Raw genomic sequence first — 22,572 nt, forward strand, 5'->3', positions numbered from 1 at the left:
CCCGGTGCTGCATGACCCGGGGCTCGCCGCGGCCCGACCGGCTGTTACCCCTCGCTGCTGTCCAGCGTCAACAGCTGTTCGAGGAAACCTCCGATCGCGCGCTCGCGGTCCACCAGATGGACCTCGAGGATCCAGTGACAGCGCCTGCCGGAGGGGTCCGTCCGGCGCATCGGGTGGTTGCTTCCCGGAGCGATGTAGCTGTCGATCCGCTCGCCGTCGACCAGCTCGTGGGGGAACTCGCCGACCAGGTGCCCGCTGTGCGCGCCGCCGAACTCCCAGCCCGCCTCCTCGGCCAGGCCCACGACGTGGGCGTACAGCTCCGCGCCGGAGATGTCCGGACGGGCGTCGAAGTGGGCGCGCCCGGCGGCGAAGATCCTGGGCAGGTCGTCGCGCAGGCGCTGCTTCACCGGGTCGTCGCCGAGCACGAAGGTGCGCCCGACGTCCGCCTCCCAGTCCGTGAAGATCGGGCCGAGGTCGAGGAACACGATGTCGTCCGGCTCGATCACGCGGTCCGGCGGGTTCTCCTTGTACGGCGCCAGCGTGTGCGGGCCGGCCCGCACCACGCGCTTGTGCCAGTGCCGTTCCACCCCGAACAGCTCGTGCGCGAGGTCGCGGACGCGGTCGCTCACCACGCGCTCGGACTCGCCGGCCGCGATGATGCCGCGCCGCGCCACCTCGTCGAACAGGGCGACCGCCTTGCGCTCCGCCGCCACGAGCTCGCGGGCCCGGGTGTCCTCGTCCACGGGTGCGCCCATGGGGTGAGGATAGGCCGGACCGGTCCCGAGCAAGGAGCAACGATGACCCACCGTCCCGATCCCGCGCGCTACGACGGCACCATGCGCTACCGGCGCAGCGGTCGCTCGGGCCTGGACCTGCCGCTGCTGTCCCTGGGCTTCTGGCACAACTTCGGCGACGACCGCCCGTTCGACACCCAGCGGGCGATCGCGCTGCGGGCCTTCGACCTGGGCATCACGCACTTCGACCTGGCGAACAACTACGGCCCGCCCTACGGCGCCGCGGAGGTCAACGCCGGACGCCTGCTCGGCGGCGACCTCGCCGGGTACCGGGACGAGCTCGTCGTGTCGACCAAGGCGGGCTGGGACATGTGGCCCGGTCCCTACGGTCAGGGCGGCGGCTCGCGGAAGTACCTGCTGAGCTCGCTGGACCAGTCGCTGCGCCGGCTCGGGCTGGACCACGTCGACATCTTCTACCCACCACCGTTTCGACCCGGACACGCCGCTCGAGGAGACCGCGAGCGCGCTCGACGCGGCGGTGCGCGCGGGCAAGGCGCACTACGTCGGCATCTCCTCCTACACCGCGGACGACGCCCGTGCGATGGCCCGGCTGCTGCGCGAGCTGGGCACGCCGCTGCTGATCCACCAGCCCTCGTACTCGATGCTCAATCGCTGGATCGAGACCGAGGGCCTGCTCGACGCCGCGGCGGACGAGGGTTTCGGGATCATCGGCTTCACCGCGCTGGCCCAGGGGCTGCTCACCGCGCGCTACCTCGACGGCATCCCGGAGGGCTCGCGGGCCACGCAGGACTCGTCGTTCTCCCGGGAGTGGCTGACGGACGAGATGCTCGGCAGGCTGCGGGCGCTGAACGCGATCGCGGGGGCCCGCGGGCAGTCGCTGGCGCAGCTCGCGCTGGCCTGGGCGCTGCGCGACGAGCGGGTGACCTCGCTGGTGATCGGGGCGTCGTCGGTGGCCCAGCTGGAGCAGAACGTCGCGATGCTCGAGAACCCCGACCTGGCCGAGGACGAGATCGCCGCGATCGAGGAGCAGCTCGGCGGTGGGGTGGCGGACGTCGACCTCTGGCGGGGGGCCCGGCAGGGGTCGCTGTAGGTCACGAGTCGGGATCACTCACCCGACGAGAGGTTCGACCGATCGTGACCGGGTAACCCATCGTCACGAACTCCCCCTACGGAAGGACGGTCGAATGATCATCCTCGGTCTCATCCTGCTGGTGATAGGCCTGCTCACGGGCCTGTCGCTGCTGTACTACATCGGCGGGATCCTGCTCGTCATCGGACTGATCTTCCTGGTCCTCGGGCGGACGGGACGGCCGGTCGCCGGGCGCAAGGTCTGGTTCTGACGCCGGGGGCGGGACGGGTGGGGCACCCGTCCCGCCCCGGCGCGAACCGGTGGGGACCGGACACTTCCCCCGTCCTGACGATGTCCGCGGGGCCGGGAAGGGCCAGGGTCGGGCGAGGCATGCCGACACCCCGGAGGAAGACATGTCCGGCTACACCGTCGCGGACCACCTCGTCGACCGGCTGGCCGAGCTGGGGGTGGACCGCATCTTCGGGGTGCCGGGCGACTACAGCCTCGGGCTGCTCGACCATGTCGTCCACCATCCGTCGGTGCGGTGGACGGGCTGTACCAACGAGCTGAACGCCGGCTACGCCGCGGACGGCTACGGCCGGCTTCGTGGCGCCGGCGCGCTCTGCACCACCTTCGGCGTGGGTGAGCTGTCCGCGCTCAACGCCGTGGCCGGGAGCTATGCCGAGCACGTGCCGGTGGTGCACGTCGTCGGCGCCCCGGCGCTGGCGAAGCAGGCCTTGCACCGGCCCCTGCACCACACCCTGGGCGACGGGGAGTTCGGGCACTTCGTGGCCGCCCATGCGGACATCACCTGCGCCCGCGCGTGCCTGACCCCGGACAACGCCGTCGCGGAGATCGACCGGGTGCTCGTCGAGGTGCGCGACCGGCGGCTGCCCGGCTACCTGCTGATGCCCGCGGACGTGGCCGAGGTGCCCGTCGAGCGCGCCGCCGGGCCGCTCCCGCTCGCGGTCGACGGCACCGACCCGGAGGCGCTCGTCGAGTTCACCGAGGCCGCCCGCCGGCTGCTCGCCCACGCCGGCACCCTGGCCGACGTCGGCGTGCTCGCCGGGCTGCTGGTCCACCGGTTCGACGCGGCCGGGCGGCTGGCCAAGCTGCTGGCCGCCGGGGTTCCCCACGCGACGACACCCTGGGCGAAGAGCCTGGTCGACGAGACGGCGCCCGGGTTCGCCGGCACCTACTCCGGTGCGGCCGGCAGCACCGAGCAGACGCGGCGGGTGATCGAGGACGCCGCCGCGCTGATCCTCGCGGGCGTGCAGTTCACGGACCTCAACAGCGGGCTGTTCAGCCAGCGGATCACCCGCTCGCGCACCATCGAGCTCGGGGCGGGCTCGGCCAGCGTGGGTGCGGCGACCTTCGCGCCGGTGGAGCTGCCCGCCGCGCTCGGTGCGCTGGAGGGCCTGCTGGCCGAGCTGGAGACCGGGCCGCTGCCCGAACCGTCGCCCGCCGACCCGCTGCCCGCCGCGCCGCCGGAGCAGTCCCTCGGGCAGGAGTCGCTGTGGCGGGAGGTCGCGGCGAGCCTGCGGGCGGGCGACGTGGTCCTGGCGGACCAGGGCACCGCCTTCTACGGGATGACGCCGCACCGGCTGCCGGCCGGCGTCACGTTCGTGGGGCAGCCGCTGTGGGCGTCGATCGGGTACACGCTCCCCGCGCTGCTCGGGGCCTGCACCGCCGATCCGCTGCGCCGCGGGGTGCTGCTGATCGGCGACGGCGCGGCGCAGATGACCGTCCAGGAGCTCTCGACGGTGCTGCGCCTGGGGGTGCCGGCCCTCGTGGTCGTGGTGGACAACGACGGCTACACGGTCGAGCGCGCGATTCACGGCCCGGACGAGCCGTACAACGACATCGCGCGCTGGGACTGGACGACGCTGCCCGCCCTCTTCGGCGTCCCGGCCGCCACAGCGGTGCGGGCGGAGACCGTCGGGGAGCTGCGGGCGGCACTCGCCGGTGCCGGACCGGACGGCTTCACGCTGGTCCAGGCGGTGGTGCCGCGCGACGACGTGCCCGAGCTGCTGGACACCCTCACCCGGGCGCTGGGCCCCCGCTGACGCCGGTCCGGCTCAGCGGCCGCCGAGGTAGGTCACCACGGCGAGGACGCGGCGATGGTCCTCCACGCCGTCGGCCAGGCCGAGCTTGGCCATGATGTTGGTGACGTGCGTCTCCACGGTGCGGTCGGTGAGGAAGAGCCGCCGGGCGATCCCGCGGTTGGTGCGGCCCTCCGCCATCAGCGCCAGCACCTCGCGCTCCCGGGCGGTGAGCCGTTCGAGGGGGTCCTCGGTGCGCCGGTGCCCGATCAGCCGCGCGACGACCTCGGGATCCAGGGCCGATCCGCCGCCCGCCACGCGGCGCAGCGACTCCAGGAACTCCTCGACGTCGAACACCCGGTCCTTGAGCAGGTAGCCGAAGCCGCCCCCGCCGACCAGGTCGACGGTCGCGGTGGTCTCGACGTGCTGGGAGAGCAGCACGATCCCCAGGCCGGGATGGTCCATCCGCAGCGAGCGGGCCGCCCGGGCGCCGTCGCCGCCCTCGTGCGGCGGCATGTGGATGTCGACGACGGCGAGGTCCGGCCGGGTCTTCGCGACGGCCGCGACCAGGCCGGGAGCGTCGCCGACGCGGGCGACGACCTCGTGCCCGGCGTCCTCCAGGAGCCGGGCCAGGCCCTCGCGGAACAGGACGCTGTCCTCGGCGATCACGGTACGCACGGGAGCACGGCCTCCACCGCGGTGCCGGCACGGTCCCCGGGACCGACGGCGAACCGGCCGCCGGCCGCGGCCACCCGGTCCACCAGCCCGGCCAGGCCCGAACCGGGGCGGGCGGTGGCGCCGCCGCGCCCGTCGTCGACGATCCGGACGACGACCTCGCCCTCGCGCCGGGCCACGCTGACGTCGACGTTGCCGGCCCCGGAGTGCTTGACGACGTTGGCCAGCGCCTCGCTCGCCACGTAGTAGGCGGTGGTGGCGACCTCGTCGGGCACCTGCTCCTCGCAGACCGCGAGCCGCACCGGGATCGGCATGCTCATGGTGAGGGAGCGGATGGCGGGGCCGAGGCCGGCGTCGAGGTCGGCGGGGCGCAGGCCCTGGGCGATGGTGCGCAGCTCGGCCACCGCGGTGCCGAGCTCGGCGACGGCCTGGTCGAGGAGGCCGTCGATCTGGTCCATGTCCTGTGTGGATCCGGTGGCCAGGCGGCGCTGGGCCACCCGGATGGCCATGCCGAGCGACACGAGCCGCTGCTGGGCGCCGTCGTGGAGGTTCCGTTCGAGGCGGCGGCGCTCGCGGTAGCCGGCCTGCAGCAGCCGGGCGCGGGAGTCCGCGACCTCGCGCAGCGCCTCGGTGATCTCGAGCCGGGACCGGATCAGCTCGACGAGCAGCGCGGACTCCGCGGCGGTCTCGCGCAGCAGCTCACGCGGGGCGGGTGTGGCGTCGGGCAGCAGCGAACCGACGTGGGTGCCGCCGAGCTGCACCGGCAGCTCCCGGCCGGTCACGGCGAGCGGCGCGCACCGCTCGTCGACCAGGCCGGGACGGCCGGGCAGGACGTAGCCGATCCGCAGCCCGGGATCGCGCAGGGCCGCCCGCAGGGTCGGGACGAGGTCCTCGGGGCGGGCCAGGCCGTCGTCGATCCGGGTGCGCAGCCGGGCCAGGGCCGCGCGGACCCCCTGGCGCAGCGGGTAGAGGCGCCGGTCGACCTGCTCGGAGAGGCGGCGGCGCAAGGGGGCCAACGCCACCGCGCACGCCGCCGTGGCGGCGATCGCGGAACCGCGGCCCAGGACCGCCCCTCCCGCCGCCGACGCCACCGCGAAGATCGTCAGGAGCACGCCACTGACCAGGGAGTACGTGACGGCGACGCTGAAGGCGCGATCGACGTCGTACAGGTCGTGGCGCAGCAGCGCGATCCCGGTCGCGGCAGGGACGGCGATCGCGCCGAGCCCGAGCCCGAGCATCACCAGGTCGGCCGTGCCCAACAGGAGGTACGACAGCCAGCAGAGGAGCAGGGTGAGCGGCAGGATCAGCGAGCCGAGAGCGAACCAGCGCAGCTGGGCGCGCACGACCGGATCGGCGGCCCGCCGGTGGCGCACGATCATGGAGAGCGCGCTGGCGATCAACAGCAGCAGGAACACGACGGGCAGCGCGGCGCTGACGAGGTGGAAGCCGAACGGCAGATGGTAAGGCGGCGGCACGTCCTGCAGCGGCGGATCGAAACCCTCCTCGGGGCCCCCGGCGATCACGAGGAACACCGCGGCGACCGCGACCAGGGCGATCCCGACCCGGCGCGAGGCCCGGCCGGCGAACCGGCCGGTCGGGAAGACGAGCAGGAGCAGCGCCGTCGGGAGGTAGAGCAGCATCCACGAGCCCTGGGCGAGCGCCGCACCCCAGCCGGACACCGCGCCGGTCTCCGGGTGCGTGACGGTCACGGCGGTCTGCTCGTCGCCGAGCCCGACGACGACGATCAGCACGGCGCCGACCAGGGACAGCAGGGGAGCCACGGCGTTGCGCGGGCGGCGCAGGCCGATGAGCAGGCCCATCGCGAGGGCGGGAAGCCCGATCAGCATGATCACGACCGTGTCCGCGATCCCGAGCGCGGGGTAGCGGACCAGCAGGACGACGCACCAGGCCGTGGCGGCCAGGGCGGCGGCGACGATCGCGAGCGTGGCCGTCCGCGGCCAGGTCTCCCGGGCCGGGCGCCGTCGCGGGCGGGTCGGCACCGGCCGGGGCGAGGGGGACGTCCGGGACATGGCGGTCACGCTAGGACCCCCGGTGCGGCGGCGGACCCGTGCTGGCACGGAGGGCGGTGGCGGGGCAGGCACGCAGGCCCGGGGCCGTGGCCGCACGGAGACACAGAGCCGTGGTCGCACGGAGGTGTCGGGGCGCCGCGGTCGCGAGGCTTTCCGGCATGACGACTTCGCCTTCGCCCCGTCCCGTTCCCGCGCCCTCCGACGGCGCCCGTCCCATGCCCGGCCGGCGCCGGGCCGCGGTGATCGGTGCCGTGGCCGTCGCGGCCGCCACCGCGCTCGCCGGGTGCTCCACCGCTGCTCCCGGTGGGGGCGCCGCGCCCGCGAGCGCCGCACCCGCCGCCGCGGCCGCCGCCGGCCCCGGCGGCGGGAAGGACACCGCCGCCGCGTGTACCGCCCAGGTGCAGCTCGACTCCAGCCTCCCGCCGGGCGCGGACCCGGACGGCCCCACACCCTCCGCGGACGAGATGAAGGCCTGGGCCGCCACCGTCGCCGGACCCCTCGCGACCGTGCAGCGCAACGCCCCCGACTCGCTGGCCGCCCCGCTGAAGGTCTACGCCGACCAGCTGGCGCAGGCCCAGCAGGGAAAGCCCCTCGACGGGTCCGACCCGCAGAGCTCGGCGGCCACCAACACCCTCGACCAGTGGGTCCACGACTCGTGCGGCTTCCAGACCCTCGACGTCACCAACGACGGCGGCACCCTCGGACCGGTCACCGCGGCGCTGAAGCCGGGCCCGGTCGCCGTCCGGTTCACCAACGCCGGTGATCCCGGGAAGGCCGGGTTCGTGCTGCTCGTCGCCCGGGTGAAGGACGGGCAGAGCGCCACGCCACAGCAGGTCGACTCCGGCACGGACATCGAGCAGGTGGCGGACGTCGCTGCCGGTGCCCTGCCGTCGGGCCCCGGTCCCGCGTACGCCGTGGCGACCCTGAAGCCGGGGAACTACCTGGTCAGCGCGGTGCTCGGCACACCGCCGACCTTCGCGGGCTCCACCAGCGCCGCCTTCACCGTCTCGTGAGGGACCGGGCATGCCGACCTCCGGTGCATGTCGCCTGCACCGGACTCGCAGGCCCGCGCCTCCTCGTTAACCCCTCGTGAGCGGCGATCGTCGCCAGGACGACGATTGCCACTCACGGGGTCAGTGGCCGTGGCCGGCGAGGGGCGGGAAGTGGCCGCTGCGCTCGCCGGCCTCGAAGATCTCCGAGGCCGGGCCGACGATCCGGGGGTCCGGGTCCGTGGCGACCGACAGGTCCTTGTTCGGGTAGTCGAACAGGCGCAGGACGTGGCGCATCGCCTCGAGGCGGGCGCGCTTCTTGTCGTTGCTCTTGATCACGGTCCAGGGGGCGTCGGCGGTGTCGGTGTAGAAGAACATCGCCTCCTTGGCCTCGGTGTAGTCGTCCCAGCGGTCGAGCGACGCGAGGTCCATCGGGCTGAGCTTCCACTGCCGCACCGGGTCGACCTGGCGGATGGTGAAGCGCGTCCGCTGCTCGTTCTGCGACACCGAGAACCACAGCTTGACCAGGCGGATCCCGCTGCGCACCAGCATCCGCTCGAACTCCGGCGCCGCGCGGAGGAACTCCATGTACTCGCGGGGCTCCGCGAAGCCCATGACCCGCTCGACGCCCGCGCGGTTGTACCAGCTGCGGTCGAACAGGACGATCTCGCCGGCCGCGGGCAGGTGCGCCACGTAGCGCTGGAAGTACCACTGGGTCCGCTCGCGGTCCGTCGGCTTCTCCAGCGCGATGACGCGGGCGCCGCGCGGGTTCAGGTGCTCGGTGAACCGCTTGATCGTGCCGCCCTTGCCCGCGGCGTCCCGGCCCTCGAACAGGATGACGAGCCGCTCGCCGCGCGCCTTGATCTCGTTCTGCAGCTTGAGCAGCTCGATCTGCAGGAGCCGCTTGACGCGGTCGTACTCGTCGCGGGTCAGCCGGTCCTCGTACGGGTAGCCCTCGCGCCAGGTGTCCACCGGGAGGCCGTCGCCGGAGATCAGCACCGGATCGTCGTCGTCGGAGTCCTCGACGGTGAAGGCAGGCTGGTCGGTCGCGCTCATGGCATCACCCTCGCCCGGGCGGGCGACGGGAAGATGAACGGGGGCCGTCGCGGGGGAGGAGTGCGCGGGGCGGGAGGGGGCGGGCCAGCCCGTCGGTGTGCGGTGAGGTCCTGGTGATCACCGGGGTGGTCGGTGGGCTCGCGGTCAGGCCCTGGTGATCATCGCCCGTGGAGATCATCAGGGCGCCACTGTCGAATGATCATGGAATGTCGACGGTGACGCCCTGATGATCACTGCGGAGGGGCGGTGAGGTCCTGATGATCACGGGTCAGCAGGGGGTGGGGTGGGTGTCCCCGGTGGTCATCACGCGCAGGGCCGCGTCCGGGTAGTCGGCGACGAGCTGGGTCAGGAGGTCCTCGCGGCCCTCGGCGACGGCGCGGTTGGCGGCCGCCGCGTACTCGTCGTGCAGGCGCCGCAGGCGGGTGCGGACGAGATCGGTCATGGTTCTCTCTCCGAGTTCTTAAAGCGCTTGAAGGGTCGGTCTCGACGATAGCCGCGTGCGGGTTCCCGCGCTGGCGGTTTCGGCCACACCTCTTCGCGCGATCCAGGGTCGTTGGGCCGTCCGGCGGCATCGCTGCGGGCATTCGTCGGTAATCCTGACGAGACGGCTTCCCGCTGTAACGGCCGCCTCGGACGGGGCGCTGAGGGCGTGACGGGTCGGGCGGAGACGCCCCCCGACGTCCGGCCCGTCACGGATCCGACGTGGAGGACGAGTGCCCGCTCTCGCCAGCCTGCCCGCGCCGCCCAGCGGCACGGGTGAGCACGACCTGCTCGCCGACGCGCTGACCGCGGCCAGGGCCGGAGACGAATGGGCCTTCGTCATGCTCTACCGCGACCTCCAGCCGCGGCTGCTGCGCTACGCGACCGCGCTGGTCGGCGCCGATGCCGAGGACGTGACCGCCGAGACCTGGCTGCACGTGGCGAAGGACCTGCACCGCTTCTCCGGTGACTACGACGGGTTCCGCGGCTGGGCCACGACGATCTGCCGCAACCGGGCCATGGACTCGGCCCGGGCGCGTTCCCGGCGGCCGGCCCAGCCGGCCGGGCCGTCGGAGCTCGCCGAGCTCGCGCCGCTGCCCGTCGGCTACGAGGCGGACCGGGCCCTGCTGGACTCGATGGAGACCCGCTGGGCGCTCGACCTGATCCTCGCGCTGCCGCAGACCGAGGCGGAGGCGGTCCTGCTGCGCGCGGTGGTCGGGCTCGACGTGGCCACGGCGGCGCAGGTGCTGGGCAAGCGCCCCGGCACCGTGCGGGTCGCCGCGCACCGCGGGCTGCGGCGGCTCGCCGAGCGGTTGGAAGAGCAGAACCAGGGTGAGTACCGGACACGGGGGAGGCGCGCCGATGCGTGACGGGGGGTTCTTCGTTCCCACCCAGCGGGGCGGGACGCGCCGGTGGGTCAGTGCCACCGACGCGGAGCTGCTGCTCGACGGCGGCGCCGGGCCCACGGACATCCGCCGGCTGCTGAGCGCGGCCGCGGCCCCGGCCCACCGCAACGAGCTGGGCGGCGAACCGGCCGCGGTCGCGGCGTTCACCGCGGCCGCCTCGGCCCGCGCCGACCCGGCCCGGCGGACCCTGCGGGGGCTCGTCGGCCGCGCGTCGGACCTGATGGCGGCCAAGACGATCGTGGCGACGCTCGCCCTGGTCGGCACCGCGAGCGGCGGGCTGGCCCTGGCTGCGACGAACTCGGCCGCGCCGGGCGACGCGCGGGCGGCGGCGCCCGGGTTCGCGGAGGCGCCCACGTGGTCGGGCGCGGCGGACAACACGGCCGGTGCGGTGGGGGCGGCTCGTGCGGCCCTGTCGGCGGCCGTCCAGCCGACCGCGCAGGTCACGCCGGCGCCCGGCGCGGGCGCGGGCCCCACCCACGGCCGCGACATCGCGTCCCGGATGTGCTCCGACGTCGGCCGGCTCGGGCAGGCTCACGCCGAGCAGGACTGCCGCGAGGAGGTCACGGCCTACCGGTCGCTGCTCGACGCGCTCGACTCGGACCGGGGCCACGGCCGCTCGGACGCGCCCGGCCAGGTCAAGAAGATGCTGGAGCGCAAGAACTCCTAGCCGTTGTCCGAGCCGTTGTCCGGGCCGTTGCCGAAGCCGTTGCCGGCGCTGTTGTCCCAGCCGCTGTGCGGGCGGTTCTCCCGGCCGATCCGGTCGACGAGGACGGTCAGGCGCGCGGCGGCCTGCTCCGGGAGGAGCCGGCCGGCGCGGGTGAGGGTCACCAGCCCGTGCAGGGTGGCCCACACCACCTCGGTGAGGGTCCCCGGGTCGGCGTCGCCCGCCAGCGGTGCGACCGCGCCGAGGATGGCCTCGAACCCCTCCCGGAGCGGGGCCGGGGTGTCGTCCGAGGCGAAGGCGAGCGGTGTGTCCAGCCGGAACATCGCGTCGTATACCGCCGGTGACCGCGCGGCGAACGCCAGGTAGGCCGTCGCCACCGCCGCGAGCACCGCCCGGGGCTCCCCGCCGGGCGGCGCTTGCGGTGTCCCGCGACCCGCGGCCGGGCCGGCCGCGCGCAGCTCGGCTGCCAGCTCCGCGAACCCCTCCAGGGCCACGGCGCCGACGATCTCGTCCTTGCCCCCGCGGAAGTGGCTGTAGAGCACGGGCTGGCTGTACTCGATGCGCTCGGCGAGCTTCCGGGTGGTGACGGCCTCCCAGCCCTCGGCCTCGGCCAGCGCGCGGGCGGTGGTGACGATCAGCCGGTGCCGCTCCGCGCGGTCCCGTTCCTTGCGATCCTGAGCGGCCATGCGTCGACTCTAGCAGTGCTAGACAATCGAGCGCCGACAATCTAGCGTTGCTAGCGTTCCGCCCGAAGCGGCCGAGATGAACGTCAGAGCGATTCGATCATGGTCGCGATCGCCCTGAGGTTCATCTCGGCGGGGGTCGTCGTGCACGGAGGAGGAGATGGGGATGCTCGTGTTGGGGATCGTGACCGTCGTGGTGGTCGGGCTGCTGGTGGGGGTGGAGTTCGCCGTGGCGGCCTTCGTCAACCCGATCTTCGCCGGCCTGCCGGGGGACGGCGGCCTGCGGGGCCGCACCGCCGGCGCGCAGCTGCTGGGCCGGGTGATGCCCTTCTGGTACATCGGGTCGCTGCTGCTCGCGGCGGGATGGGCGGCGCTCGCGTGGGGCGGCGCCGCGGCACCGCTGGTGATCCTCGCGGCCGCGCTGCTCGTCGTCAGCGTGCTGATGTCGGTCACGCTGCTGGTGCCGATCAACGACCGGGTGCGGACCTGGGCCGCGGGGGAGCCGCCGGCGGACTGGAAGGAGCAGGTGCGCCGCTGGGACCGGCTGCACCACCTGCGGGTGTCAGTGATCGTCGCGGCGTTCGTGCTGCTCGCGGTGGCCGGGGCGCGCTGAGGACCCGGGCCGACGCCGGACCGGGGTCAGGCGCTCTCGGGGACCGGGGCGAGCAGTGCGGAGACGGCGGACGCGGCCTCGGTGAGCCGGCGCCGTCCGAACCCGCGGCGGCTGCGGACGGACATCGTGAGCGGCTCGGGGAGGGGCAGGTCGTCCCGGCGCACCAGGCCCTCGGGCGCGTGGCCCATGGTGGCGAGCAGGGCGACGCCGAGCCCCGCGCGGGCGGCCGCGAGCACCCCGGCGAGGTAGGCGGCCTCACAGGCCACGGTGACCTGCCGCTCCGCCTTCGCGAGCGTGGCCAGGGCCCGGTCCCGCAGCGCGCAGGGCTCGTCGAGCGCGACGAGCGGCACCGCGCCGCCGGTGGGGACCGACCAGCCCGGGGCCGCGTACCAGTGCACGTCGAGCAGCCCGGCGTCGGCGGAGCGCTCGTCCGGGGCCGGACCCATCAGCAGCGCGAGGTCGATGTCGCCGCGGTCCAGGGCCGCGCGCAGGTTCGAGCCGCGGTCGAGCCGGTAGCGCACCCGCCCGCCCAGCGCCGGCGTCAGCCGGGGGAGCAGCTGGTCCGCCGCGTGCTCGGTGGAGCCGACGACGAGCTCCGGATCGGGCCCGGCAGGCCCGGTGGCGAGTGTGTGGAGCGTCTCGTCGTGCAGCGCGAGGATCCTGCGGGCCTGGACGACGAGCGTCTCGCCGGCAGGGGTGAACCGCGAGACCCGGCCCTCCCGGCGCACCAGCGGCTGCCCGCAGACGGCCTCCAGGCGGCGCACGTGATGGCTCACCGTCGGCTGGCTGACGTGCAGGGATGCGGCCGCGCGATGGAAGCCGCCGCAGTCCGCCACGGCGACCAGGCTGCGCAGCGCGACGACGTCCAGCACCCGGTTCACGGCCTGATCGAAGCACGATCGATCGGGCTTCTCTATCGAAAGTGATCGGATCGCGGAGTTGGACGCCGGGCGGACCCGGATGTCACGATCGGGCCATGACGGGCGGACGCGTGCGACACGACGGGATCCCCGTCGCGCTCCCGGTCCTCGTCCTCACCCGGAGGCTCGCGGTCGATCTCGCCCGCACCTCCACTGCGACGTGTCGTCGCTGCTTCCCCTGTCGCTGATCCGGCAGACCCGCACCGGCCCGTCCCGCTGACGGCCCCGGACCACCCGCGCACGCCCGGACGCCCCGCCGCGTCCGGTGCCCTGGTGCGCGCACCACCCACCCCGACGCGAGGGAGACCCATGTCCCGGCAGCTCAAGCTCGGTGCCGTCCTGATGGGCGTCGGCGGCCCCGGCGACCACGACACCTGGCGCCACCCGGAGATCCCCGGGGACGCGAGCGTGGACATCCGCTGGTACGCCGAGCGGGCCCGGCAGGCCGAGGCCGCGCTGTTCGACCTGGTGTTCATCGTGGACAGCCAGTTCATCACGCCCGACTCGCCGCCCCACTACCTCAACCGGCTCGAGCCGCTCACGCTGCTGTCCGCGCTCGCCGTGTCCACCACCAACATCGGCCTCGTCGGGACCCTGACGACCAGCTACAACTCGCCGTTCAACCTCGCGCGCCGGCTCGGCTCGCTGGACCTGATCAGCGGCGGGCGCGCGGGCTGGAACGTGGTCGCGACCGGCGACGGCGGCACCGCGGCCAACTACAGCCGCGACGAGCATTTCGACTACGCCGCGCGCTACGGCCGCGCGCTCGAGTCGGTGCGGGTCTGCCAGGGCCTGTGGGACTCCTACGAGGACGACGCCTTCCCCCGCGACGTCGCCACCGGGCGGTTCGTCGACCCCGACAAGCAGCACCGCCTCGACCATGTCGGCGAGCACTTCTCGGTGCGCGGCCCGCTGAACATCTCGCGGTCGAAGCAGGGCCGCCCGGTGATCTTCCAGGCCGGCGACTCCGAGGAGGGTCGCGACCTGGGCGCCTCGGTGGGGGAGGGGATCTTCACCCACGCCCCGACCGTCGAGGCCGGCGTGGCGTTCGCGCGGGACATCAAGGACCGGGCGCGGGCCAAGGGGCGCAACGAGAACGAGATCGTGATCATGCCCGGCGTCACGCCGTGGATCGCGGACACCGACGCCGAGGCGCGGGCCGCCGAGGAGCACTTCCGCAACGGCCGCGACTTCGCCAAGAACCTCGCCCAGTTCGGCCGCCCGTTCGGCTGGCACGACTTCGGCCGCTACGACCTCGACGCCCCGTTCCCCGACCTCGGCGACCTGGGGAAGGACTCGTTCCGCACCCAGGCCGAGCGGATCAAGCAGGTCGCCCGCGACGAGCGGCTCACGCTCCGCCAGACCGTGCAGCGCTTCACCGCCGCCACCCCGGCCCCGTTCGTCGGGACGCCGCGCACCGTGGCCGACCGGATCCAGGAGTGGTTCGAGGCCGGCGCGCTCGACGGGCTGAACATCCACATCACCGTGCCCAGCGTCTTCGCCCGGTTCACCGACGAGGTGCTGCCGATCCTGCGCGAGCGCGGCGTCGTCCGGGACCGCTACGAGGCCGACACCCTGCGCGGCAACCTCGGCCTGCCGATCCCCGAGAACGTCCACACCGCGGCCCGCCGCCGCACCCCCGTCCCCGCCTGACCCACCCCGTTCTCGGAAGAAGGACCACCATGGCCCGCCCCCGCCTCCTCCGACTGGCCGCCCTGGCCGCTGCCGCCGCGTTCGCGCTGGCCGGCTGCGGCGGCGCCGCCGGCTCGGGTGGCACCACGCTGAAGTGGGGCTTCTACCTCCCCACCTCGTGGGACCCCGTGACCTCCAGCACGGGCAACGACATCAACACGATCAGCCTGGTCTACGCCTCGCTGACCCAGCTCGACGAGAAGGGCAACGCCGGCCCCGGGCTCGCCGAGGGCTGGAAGTACAACGCGGACGGCACCGCGGTCACGTTCACGTTGCGCCCCAACCTGAAGTTCACGGACGGCACCGCCCTCGACGCGACCGCCGTGAAGCAGAGCCTGCTGCGCGGCAAGACCCAGCAGAACTCGCTGCTCAAGGACCAGCTCGCCACGATCTCCGACGTCACCGCGGACGACGCCACGCACGTCACCGTGAAGCTGGTCGCGCCGGACTACCAGGTCCCGAACCTGTTGGCGGGCAAGACCGGCGCGATCGTGAGCCCCAAGGCCTTCACCGACGACGCGGCCGCCATCCCGACCGCCCCGGTCGGCGCCGGGCCGTTCAAGTTCGAGAGCTTCGTGCCCGAGTCCAAGGCCGTGCTCGTGAAGAACCCGGACTACTGGGACGCGCAGGACATCAAGATCGACCGGATGGAGCTGACGCCGGCGACCGCGTCGACGTCGGTGATCCCGGCCGTGCAGTCCGGGGCGCTCGACGTCGCCTACATCACCGGTGACCAGGTGGCCCAGGCGAAGGCCGCCGGGCTGCAGGTCGACGTCGTGGACTCCTTCGGCGTCAACCAGGTCGACGTCCACAGTGGGCTCGCCCCGCTGACCGACCGCAAGGTCGTCGACGCCCTGAAGTACGCGATCGACCGCAAGGCGATCATCGACGTGGCCAACGGGGGCATCGGCGACGTCGCCTACCAGCCCTTCCCGAAGGGCTACGTGGCCTACGACCCGAGCCTCGACGGGATCTACGCCTACGACCCGGCGAAGGCGCAGCAGCTGCTCGCCGCCGCCGGCTACCAGCCCGGCCAGCTCTCGCTGACCGTCACCGTCAACGCCGTCAGCCAGGCCACCGCCGAGGTGGTGCAGCAGCAGCTCCAGAAGGTCGGCGTGAACGCGACGATCAAGGTGGTGCCGCCCGGCTCGTCGACCTGGCAGCAGGAGGTCTACCTGGGCCGCAAGGCGCAGTTCGCCCTCGACGGCACGGTCGGTCGCGAGTCGCCGGTGCAGAACCTCACCGTCGTCTACGGTCCCGAGGGCCTGATGAACACCAGCAAGGTCGCCTCGCCCGAGTTCCTCGCCGCGCTCGACCAGGTGCGCCGCACCCCGCTGGACTCGCCGCAGTACCCGCAGATCCTGCAGAACGCGGTGAAGCTCGGCGTCGAGATGTCGCCCAGCTTCTCGCTCGGCACCATGCCGCGCATCGCGATCCGCAACCCGAAGGTCTCGCCCCTGCCGCACTTCCTGTCGCAGTACCGCTGGGAGGGCGTGACGAAGGGCGCCGGGGCGTGACGACGACCCTCGAGGCGCCGGCGGCCGTCGCGGCTGCCGTGCCCCCACCGACGCGGGCCCGCCGGGGCCGGGGGTTCCTGCGCTGGCTCGGCCGGACGCTGGCGATCACGGTCCCGGTGTTCCTGTTCGCGTCGTTCGTGACCTACGTGCTGGGGGCCGTCAGCGGGCTCTCGCCGGCCGGCAGCGTGCTCGGTGACGCGGCGACCCCGGAGGACGTCGCGCGGGTGAACCACGAGTTCGGCCTGGACCGGCCGGTGCTGGTGCAGTACGTCGGCTGGCTCGGCCGGGTCGTGCGCGGCGACCTCGGCACGTCCTGGCTCAACGGGGTGAGCGTGTCCTCGCAGATCGGGCAGCGCCTCGAGGTGTCGCTGTCCGTCGCCGGGCTGGCGCTGGTCATCGGGCTGGTCGCCGGGACGGCGCTGGGCCTGCTGGCGGCGGTGAAGCAGGGCGGCTGGATCGACCGGGCCGTCACCGCCTTCTGCACGGTGATCTCCACGCTGCCGCCGTTCGTCGTCGGCATCGGGCTGATCGTGGTGTTCTGCGTACTCATCCCGGTGTTCCCGGCGGCGGGGTACGTCTCCCCGTCCGAGGACGTCGGGGCCTGGCTCTCGCTGATCATCCTCCCGTCCGTCGCGCTCTCGCTCGACGCCGTCGCCGACATCGCCAGGCAGCTGCGCACCGGGCTCGTCGCGGCCCAGCGGGAGAACTACGTGCTCGGCGCCGTGGTCCGCGGGCTCTCGCCGCGCCGGATCCTGCTGGTCCACGTGCTGCGCAACGGCGCGGGCCCGGCCTTCTCGGTGCTCGGCCTGCGGATCCCGATGCTCATCGGCAGCGCGGTCGTGACCGAGAGCGTCTTCGGGATGTCGGGCTTCGGCCGGTTCGCCGCCGACGGCGCGGTCCGCGGGGACGTACCGGTGGTGCAGGGCACGCTCGTCGTCGCGATCGTGCTCGTGCTGCTGGTGAACCTGCTGGTCAACGCCCTGCTGATGCGGCTGCGGCCGGCCGCGGGGAGGGGGATGTGATGCTGCGGTCCCTGCTGCGGCACCGGCTCGGCGCCGGCTGCCTCGCGGTGCTGGCCCTCGTGGTCCTGCTCGCGGTGTTCGGGCCGCTGCTCGCGCCGTACGACCCGCTCGCCCAGGACGGCACCGCGCTGCTGCAGGCCCCGTCCGCCGCACACCTGCTCGGCACCGACAACCTGGGCCGCGACGTGCTCAGCCGGCTGCTCGCCGGGTCCACGCTCTCGCTGCTCGCCGCGCTGGAGGCCGTCGCCGTCGGGCTCGTGATCGGGGTGGTGCCCGGGCTGCTGTCGGTCTACCTCGGCCGGCCCTTCGAGTGGGTCACCCTGCGGATCATGGACGCCTTCGTCACGCTGCCGTTCCTCGTGTTCGCGGTCGCGATGACCGCGCTGCTGGGCAACGGGCTGACCCAGGCCATGCTCGCCGTCGGGATCCTGATCTCGCCGGCGTTCTACCGGGTCACCCGCGCCGCGGCGTTCCCGGTGGCCTCGGCGCCGTACGTCGAGGCGGCCCGGCTGTCCGGGGCGCCGGCGCTGTTCGTGCTGCGCCGGCACGTGTGGCCCAAGGTCGCGCCGGCCGTGGCGGTGAGCACGGCGAGCCTGCTCGGGGCCAGCCTGGTGATCGTCTCGTCGCTGACCTTCCTCGGCATCGGGATCCGCCCACCCGCGCCGACCTGGGGCGGGATGCTCGCCACGAACCTGGAGTACCTGTTCGCGCGGCCCACCGGCCCGCTCGTCCCGGCCCTGCTGATCATCGTCACGGTCGGGGCCTGCAACGGCCTGGCCGACGCGCTGCGGGACGTGACCGGGGCGCCCTCCCTGCTGTCGTCGGCGCGGAAGGGGCTCGCCCGTGTCTGATCTGCTGACCGTCCGGAACCTGAGCGTCCACGCCGGGGAGGAGACCCTCGTCCGCGGGCTGGATCTCGACCTGGCCCGGGGCGGGAGCCTCGGGATCGTGGGGGAGTCCGGCAGCGGGAAGTCCCTGACCTGCCGTTCCGTGCTCGGCATCCTGCCCCCGGGCCTCACCACGGGCCCCGGGACGTCGATCCGTTTCGACGGCGCCGAGCTCACCGGGCTGGACCCCCTCGAGTGGCTGCCCTACCGCGCGGACCGGATCGGGGCCGTCTTCCAGGACCCCGGCTCGTACCTCAACCCGTCGATCCCCGTCGGGCGCCAGCTCGCCGAGGTGCTGCGGGTGCGCGGCGGGCTCGGCCGGCGGGCGGCGCGGGAGCGGGCCGCCGAGCTGCTCGCGGACGTCGGGCTGCCGGGGCGGGTCGCCGGGCAGTACGCCCACGAGCTGTCCGGCGGCATGCAGCAGCGCGTGATGATCGCGATCGCGGTGTGCCGCGAGCCCGACCTGCTGATCGCCGACGAGGCCACCACGGCCCTCGACGTCACGGTGCAGGCCGAGGTCCTCGACCTGCTCGCCGACCTGAGGGAACGGACCGGGCTCGCGCTCGTCCTCGTCTCGCACGATCTCGCCGTGGTCGCGCAGGTGTGCGACGAGGTGCTGGTGCTGCGCGACGGGGAGGTGCTGGAGCGCGGCACGCCCGCCGAGGTGCTGCGCAACCCCCGCCACGAGTACACGCGCACGCTCGTCGACGCCCACGCGCGCTTCGGCATCGAGAGGTTCCGGTCCCATGTCTGAGCCGAGCGGGCCCGAGCTGCTCTCCGTCCGCGATCTCGCGGTGTCGCTGGGCCGTGGCCGGGCCCGCCGGGAGATCCTGCACGGCATCGACCTCGACGTGCGGCCGGGCGAGATCGTCGGGCTGGTCGGCGAGACCGGTTCCGGCAAGACCACGCTCGCGCGGACGGTGTTGGGGCTCAACGGCATCGACCGGGGTTCGGTGCGGGTGGCCGGTACGGACGTCGGCGGGTTGCGGGGGCGGGCCCTGCGCGGCTTCCGGATGGGCGGGTCCGTGCAGTACGTCTTCCAGGACCCGCTGCAGAGCCTCGATCCGGACCTGACGCTCGGCCGCTCCGTCGGCGAGGTCCTGGAGGTGCGGGGGATCCCGGACATCGAGGACCGGGTCGCCGGCGCGTTCCGGCAGGTCTCGCTCGATCCCGCGCTCGCCGCGCGCCGGCCGTCGGAGGTCTCGGGTGGGCAGCGGCAGCGGGCCGCCATCGCCCGCGCCATGATCGCCGGGCCCCGGCTGCTGCTCTGCGACGAGCCGGTGAGCGCTCTCGATGCGGCCCACCGGATCTCGGTGCTGGAGCTGCTGATCCGGCTCCGCGACGAGCAGGAGCTCGGGATGGTGTTCGTCTCCCACGATCTCGGCTCGGTCGCCGGGATCACCGACCGGCTCGCGGTGCTGCACCGGGGTCGGATCGTCGAGGACGGCCCGACCGCCGAGGTCGTCGCCGAACCCCGCCACCCCTACACGCGGCTGCTGCTCGGCTCTGCCCCCACGCTCGACGGCGCGGGGCTCGACCGGGCGTCCCGCGCCGCCCTGCGTGCCGAACTCGAAAGGCTGTGATCATGACCGTTGCCGTGCCTGTGGTGGCCTCCTGGCGGGAGCCCGAGGGGGTGGCGCCGCGGGGGACCGTGGTCGTCGTCCCGGGCCGCGGTGAGCACGCCGGCGTCTACGAGCGGTTCGGGCGGCGGATCGCCGCCGACGGGTACCGGGTGTGGGCCGTCGCCGATCCGACGGTGGACGCCGACCGTGCGCTGGGGCAGATCCGCGCCCTGCTCGACGACGCCACCGAGCCCGGGCCTCGGGTGCTCGTGGGCTCGGACGCGGGGGCGCTGTTCGCCGCCGGTCTCGCCGGGCTGCCCGGGGTGGCCGGGCTGGTGCTCGCCGGGCTCCCCGTCACCGCGTCCGCAGCGGCTCTGAGCTGGGACGGCGAGGTGCTCGCCCGGACCGCGTGCCCCACTCACCAGGCCCGGCTGCAGGGCGATGACTCCGTGCGCCACGGAGCCCTCACCGTCCCGCCGCCCGTGGAGTGGGCCGTTCGCGCGGACCCCACCTCGGTCCGCGTGCCGGTTCTCGGGCTGCACGGCGCGCTCGACACCGTCGCGGATCCCGGTGCGGCGCAGGAGTGGTACGCCGCCGTGCCGCACGCCGAGCTGGTCACCATCGCGGGCGGCCGGCACGACGCGCTCAACGACCAGACCCACCGCACCGCGGCCGCCTCGGTCGTGCTGTTCCTGGAGCGGCTGCGGCTGGGGGCGGACCTCCCGGAGATCGCCCGCCGCGTGCTCTGAGCGCTCCTGCGATGTCCCCGTGTGCGATGTTCCCCGTGTGCGATGCTCCGGGGGACGAACGGAGGCACACACGGTGATCGACATCCGGCGGACCGGCGGCGTGACCGTGGTCGGCATCGAGCACGGCCCGGTCAACGCGATGGACCTCGAGCTCTGCGAGGAGCTCGGGGCCGCGCTCACCGAGCTCGGCGGCGAGGGCCGGCCGCTCGTGCTGACCGGCGCCGGGAAGGCGTTCTCCGCCGGGGTGGACCTGCGGCGGATCGTCGACGGCGGCGAGGAGTACGTCCGGCGGTTCGTCCCGGCCCTGGCCGCGATGTTCCGGGTCGCGTTCACCCTGCCCGTCCCGCTCGTCACGGCGGTCAACGGGCACGCGATCGCCGGCGGTGCCGTGCTCGCGGCGGCCGGGGACACCGTGCTGATGGCGGACGGGAAGGGCCGGATCGGGCTGCCCGAGATCCGCGTCGGCGTCGCGTTCCCGCAGTCGGCGTTCGAGATCATCCTGGCGCGCGTGGGGAACGTCGCCACCCGGCGGCTGATCGTCGGGGCCGAGAACCACACACCGGCCGACGCGCAGGCCCTCGGGCTGGTCGACCGGGTCGTCGAGGGCGAGAAGCTGGTGGATCTCGCCGTCGAGGAGGCGGAGGCGCTCGGCGCCCTCACCCCGCCGGACGCGTTCGCCGCCGCGAAGGAGCTGCAGCGCCGGGAGAACCTGCGGCGCATCGACTCCGCGGACGACGGCCCGGCCACGGACGTCTGGGTCCGCCGGGTCGAGGACGGCTGGATCGCGCGGTTCCTGGAGGAGGCCACCCGGCGGTGAGCCCCTGGGCGGTCGGGGACGGCATGGTCGCGCTCGTCGGGGCCCAACCGCGTCATGGAACCATAACGCGATCATCGGGGGCCGGATTTCGCGTTATGGATCCATGACGCGCTCGTGGGTGGGGGTCAGCCCTCGCTCTTCGGGAGGGCGGCGACGACGGCGTGGAGGGCGCCCTCGTAGCCCGCGCCGTCGGAGGCCGACATGCTGCTGAAGCTGCTCATGGTGACGGTGAAGCCGCGGGTCGGGCCGACGACGACCGCCTCGGCGCCGAGCTCCTTCCAGGCCAGGTAGCCGCCGTCGATGTCGGTGACGCTGGTGTAGACCGAGTCGGCCTTGTCGCGGGAGTAGCCGAGGGTGGCCTGGGTGGCGGTCGCGCTGGCGACGGTCACCGAGAGCTGGGCGACGCCCTTGCCGTCGCCGAACAGGCAGGTGCCCTTGTCGACCATGGGCTGCCCGACGAGCGCGGCCACCTGGTCGGCGGTGAAGGGGCAGGAGTTGTCGACGGCGGCGCCGCCGGTCACCAGGGTGCTCGCGCCGTCGGCCGGGGCGGCGGCGGACGCGGCGGAGGTGGTCGCGCTCCCTCCGCCGTGCCCGCCGAGCAGGGCGTAGCCGCCGCCGGCGAGGGCACCGACCGCGACGACCGCGGCCACGGCGATACCGATGATCTTGTTGCGGGAGGGGCCGGGCTTGCCGGGGCCGCCGGGGGTGGCGGCGAACTGCGGGCCGACGGGCGGGTGGGGCGGCCCACCGGCGTTCCACCCGGCCTGGGTCTGCGGGGCCCAGGGGGCCTGCGCGAAGGCGGGGCGGCCGGGGGCCGTGGGGGCCTGAGGGCCGGAGAACTGTGGGCCCGAGAACTGCTGGACCGGGACCTGGTGCGCGGGGACCTGGTGGGCGGGGATCTGGTGGGCAGGGGCCTGCAGCGCCGGGGGCCGAGGCGCGGGAGCCTGCGGGACGGCGTGCGGACCGCTGACCTGCTGCCCCCGGACCTGCGGCGCGATCGGGGGCTGGGCCGCGGCGCTGAAGGGCTGGACAGCGGCGGGCTGGGCGGCGTTGACCTGCGGGGCGGAGTTGAACTGGGGGGCGGCGTTGACCTGGGGGGCGGCGTTGAACTGAGGGGCGGAGTTGAGCTGAGGGGCGGCGGCGGGCGGCTGGGCGGGGGTGGCGTTCGCAGCGGGGTGGACGGGCGCCGACTCGGCGGCGTCCGCGGTGCTGCCGAAGGTGACGCCCGTGCCGTTCCCGGCCGGCGCCTCGTCGGTCCGGCGGGCCTCGGCCCGCAGGTTCTGCTGGGCGTACCAGGGCCGGGCGTCGGCGGCGAACCGGGCGGCGGGGGCGGCGGCGGGCGCCCACGCCGCGTGGTGCTGCGGCTGCCATCCGGTGTTCCCGCCGAACTGCGACATCTGAGTTCTCCCTCTGCGCCCGGCGGCGGGTCCGTCCCGCGCCGATGA

Annotated in this window: 22 protein-coding genes and 1 pseudogene; 15 read left to right on the forward strand and 8 right to left on the reverse strand. The window is 74.3% G+C overall.

Translation table 11 applies throughout. The features are described from left to right. Window positions 1-44: 44 nt before the first annotated feature. A complete protein-coding gene (locus ABD324_RS19625; protein ID WP_344418875.1) occupies window positions 45-755 on the reverse strand; it encodes a M24 family metallopeptidase in 711 nt (236 codons plus the stop codon). A 42-nt stretch (window positions 756-797) separates the two neighbouring features. Between ABD324_RS19625 and mgrA the strand changes: the two are divergent. The 3 genes and pseudogenes from mgrA (at window position 798) to ABD324_RS19640 (ending at window position 3,890) form a co-directional block, all read left to right on the forward strand. Further along, window positions 798-1,845: pseudogene (gene mgrA / locus ABD324_RS19630) on the forward strand (L-glyceraldehyde 3-phosphate reductase). 94 nt (window positions 1,846-1,939) lie between these two features. Next, entirely contained in the window at window positions 1,940-2,095 is a 156-nt protein-coding gene (locus tag ABD324_RS19635; protein WP_344418877.1) for a hypothetical protein, read from the forward strand. A gap of 142 nt (window positions 2,096-2,237) precedes the next feature. Then, complete coding sequence (locus ABD324_RS19640; protein ID WP_344418879.1) at window positions 2,238-3,890, forward strand: alpha-keto acid decarboxylase family protein; 1,653 nt, start codon at window positions 2,238-2,240, stop codon at window positions 3,888-3,890. Between the two features lie 12 nt (window positions 3,891-3,902). Here ABD324_RS19640 and ABD324_RS19645 read toward each other — a convergent pair whose 3' ends face one another. After that, complete coding sequence (locus ABD324_RS19645) at window positions 3,903-4,544, reverse strand: LuxR C-terminal-related transcriptional regulator (protein WP_344418881.1); 642 nt, start codon at window positions 4,542-4,544, stop codon at window positions 3,903-3,905. Continuing rightward, complete coding sequence (locus ABD324_RS19650) at window positions 4,532-6,571, reverse strand: sensor histidine kinase (protein ID WP_344418883.1); 2,040 nt, start codon at window positions 6,569-6,571, stop codon at window positions 4,532-4,534. The genes ABD324_RS19645 and ABD324_RS19650 overlap by 13 nt, the downstream gene beginning before the upstream one ends. A 158-nt stretch (window positions 6,572-6,729) precedes the next feature. Here ABD324_RS19650 and ABD324_RS19655 point away from each other — a divergent pair, with 158 nt between their 5' ends. Beyond that, a complete protein-coding gene (locus ABD324_RS19655) occupies window positions 6,730-7,584 on the forward strand; it encodes a hypothetical protein (RefSeq protein WP_344418885.1) in 855 nt (284 codons plus the stop codon). Between the two features lie 120 nt (window positions 7,585-7,704). On the opposite strand, the gene ppk2 is transcribed toward ABD324_RS19655, so the two are convergent. Beyond that, window positions 7,705-8,616, reverse strand: coding sequence for a polyphosphate kinase 2 (gene ppk2 / locus ABD324_RS19660; protein ID WP_344418888.1), 912 nt, complete (start codon window positions 8,614-8,616; stop codon window positions 7,705-7,707). Between the two features lie 268 nt (window positions 8,617-8,884). Next, window positions 8,885-9,058, reverse strand: a complete 174-nt coding sequence (locus ABD324_RS19665) for a hypothetical protein (RefSeq protein ID WP_344418891.1) — start codon at window positions 9,056-9,058, stop codon at window positions 8,885-8,887. Window positions 9,059-9,329: 271 nt separating this feature from the next. Between ABD324_RS19665 and ABD324_RS19670 the strand changes: the two genes are divergently transcribed. Both ABD324_RS19670 and ABD324_RS19675 read left to right on the forward strand, forming a co-directional pair. Then, window positions 9,330-9,965 (forward strand): RNA polymerase sigma factor, encoded by a 636-nt coding sequence (locus ABD324_RS19670; protein ID WP_344418894.1) that lies wholly within the window; start codon window positions 9,330-9,332, stop codon window positions 9,963-9,965. Then, complete coding sequence (locus ABD324_RS19675) at window positions 9,958-10,668, forward strand: hypothetical protein (RefSeq protein WP_344418897.1); 711 nt, start codon at window positions 9,958-9,960, stop codon at window positions 10,666-10,668. The genes ABD324_RS19670 and ABD324_RS19675 overlap by 8 nt, the downstream gene beginning before the upstream one ends. Here the strand turns inward: ABD324_RS19675 and ABD324_RS19680 are convergent. Next, window positions 10,665-11,351 (reverse strand): TetR/AcrR family transcriptional regulator, encoded by a 687-nt coding sequence (locus tag ABD324_RS19680; protein ID WP_344418900.1) that lies wholly within the window; start codon window positions 11,349-11,351, stop codon window positions 10,665-10,667. The two genes, ABD324_RS19675 and ABD324_RS19680, sit on opposite strands and share 4 nt — an antisense overlap. A 163-nt stretch (window positions 11,352-11,514) precedes the next feature. Between ABD324_RS19680 and ABD324_RS19685 the strand changes: the two genes are divergently transcribed. Then, entirely contained in the window at window positions 11,515-11,961 is a 447-nt protein-coding gene (locus ABD324_RS19685; RefSeq protein ID WP_344418903.1) for an anthrone oxygenase family protein, read from the forward strand. Window positions 11,962-11,987: 26 nt separating this feature from the next. Here ABD324_RS19685 and ABD324_RS19690 read toward each other — a convergent pair whose 3' ends face one another. After that, window positions 11,988-12,842, reverse strand: coding sequence for a LysR family transcriptional regulator (locus ABD324_RS19690; protein ID WP_344418906.1), 855 nt, complete (start codon window positions 12,840-12,842; stop codon window positions 11,988-11,990). 348 nt (window positions 12,843-13,190) lie between these two features. Between ABD324_RS19690 and ABD324_RS19695 the strand changes: the two genes are divergently transcribed. From ABD324_RS19695 to ABD324_RS19730, 8 genes are all read left to right on the forward strand, one after another. Then, complete coding sequence (locus ABD324_RS19695) at window positions 13,191-14,534, forward strand: NtaA/DmoA family FMN-dependent monooxygenase (RefSeq protein WP_344418909.1); 1,344 nt, start codon at window positions 13,191-13,193, stop codon at window positions 14,532-14,534. Between the two features lie 29 nt (window positions 14,535-14,563). Beyond that, on the forward strand, window positions 14,564-16,090 hold the full coding sequence (locus ABD324_RS19700) for an ABC transporter substrate-binding protein (RefSeq protein ID WP_344418912.1): 1,527 nt from the start codon (window positions 14,564-14,566) through the stop codon (window positions 16,088-16,090). Then, window positions 16,087-17,112, forward strand: coding sequence for an ABC transporter permease (locus ABD324_RS19705; RefSeq protein ID WP_344418915.1), 1,026 nt, complete (start codon window positions 16,087-16,089; stop codon window positions 17,110-17,112). Before ABD324_RS19700 ends, ABD324_RS19705 begins: the two co-directional genes overlap by 4 nt. Continuing rightward, a complete protein-coding gene (locus ABD324_RS19710) occupies window positions 17,112-17,963 on the forward strand; it encodes an ABC transporter permease (protein ID WP_344418918.1) in 852 nt (283 codons plus the stop codon). Before ABD324_RS19705 ends, ABD324_RS19710 begins: the two co-directional genes overlap by 1 nt. Then, the gene (locus ABD324_RS19715) at window positions 17,956-18,753 is read left to right on the forward strand and encodes an ABC transporter ATP-binding protein (RefSeq protein ID WP_344418921.1); all 798 of its coding nucleotides are present in this window, start codon (window positions 17,956-17,958) and stop codon (window positions 18,751-18,753) included. Before ABD324_RS19710 ends, ABD324_RS19715 begins: the two co-directional genes overlap by 8 nt. Continuing rightward, on the forward strand, window positions 18,746-19,582 hold the full coding sequence (locus ABD324_RS19720; protein WP_344418922.1) for an ABC transporter ATP-binding protein: 837 nt from the start codon (window positions 18,746-18,748) through the stop codon (window positions 19,580-19,582). The genes ABD324_RS19715 and ABD324_RS19720 overlap by 8 nt, the downstream gene beginning before the upstream one ends. A gap of 2 nt (window positions 19,583-19,584) precedes the next feature. Next, a complete protein-coding gene (locus ABD324_RS19725; RefSeq protein ID WP_344418925.1) occupies window positions 19,585-20,310 on the forward strand; it encodes an alpha/beta hydrolase in 726 nt (241 codons plus the stop codon). Between the two features lie 73 nt (window positions 20,311-20,383). After that, the gene (locus ABD324_RS19730; protein WP_344418928.1) at window positions 20,384-21,127 is read left to right on the forward strand and encodes an enoyl-CoA hydratase/isomerase family protein; all 744 of its coding nucleotides are present in this window, start codon (window positions 20,384-20,386) and stop codon (window positions 21,125-21,127) included. A gap of 125 nt (window positions 21,128-21,252) precedes the next feature. Here the strand turns inward: ABD324_RS19730 and ABD324_RS19735 are convergent, their stop codons facing one another. Continuing rightward, window positions 21,253-22,524: a hypothetical protein gene (locus ABD324_RS19735; RefSeq protein ID WP_344418931.1), complete on the reverse strand. Its 1,272-nt coding sequence runs from the start codon at window positions 22,522-22,524 to the stop codon at window positions 21,253-21,255. Between the last annotated feature and the right edge of the window lie 48 nt (window positions 22,525-22,572).

This window comes from Pseudonocardia ailaonensis (assembly GCF_039531635.1).
Classification (GTDB): Bacteria; Actinomycetota; Actinomycetes; order Mycobacteriales; family Pseudonocardiaceae; genus Pseudonocardia; species Pseudonocardia ailaonensis.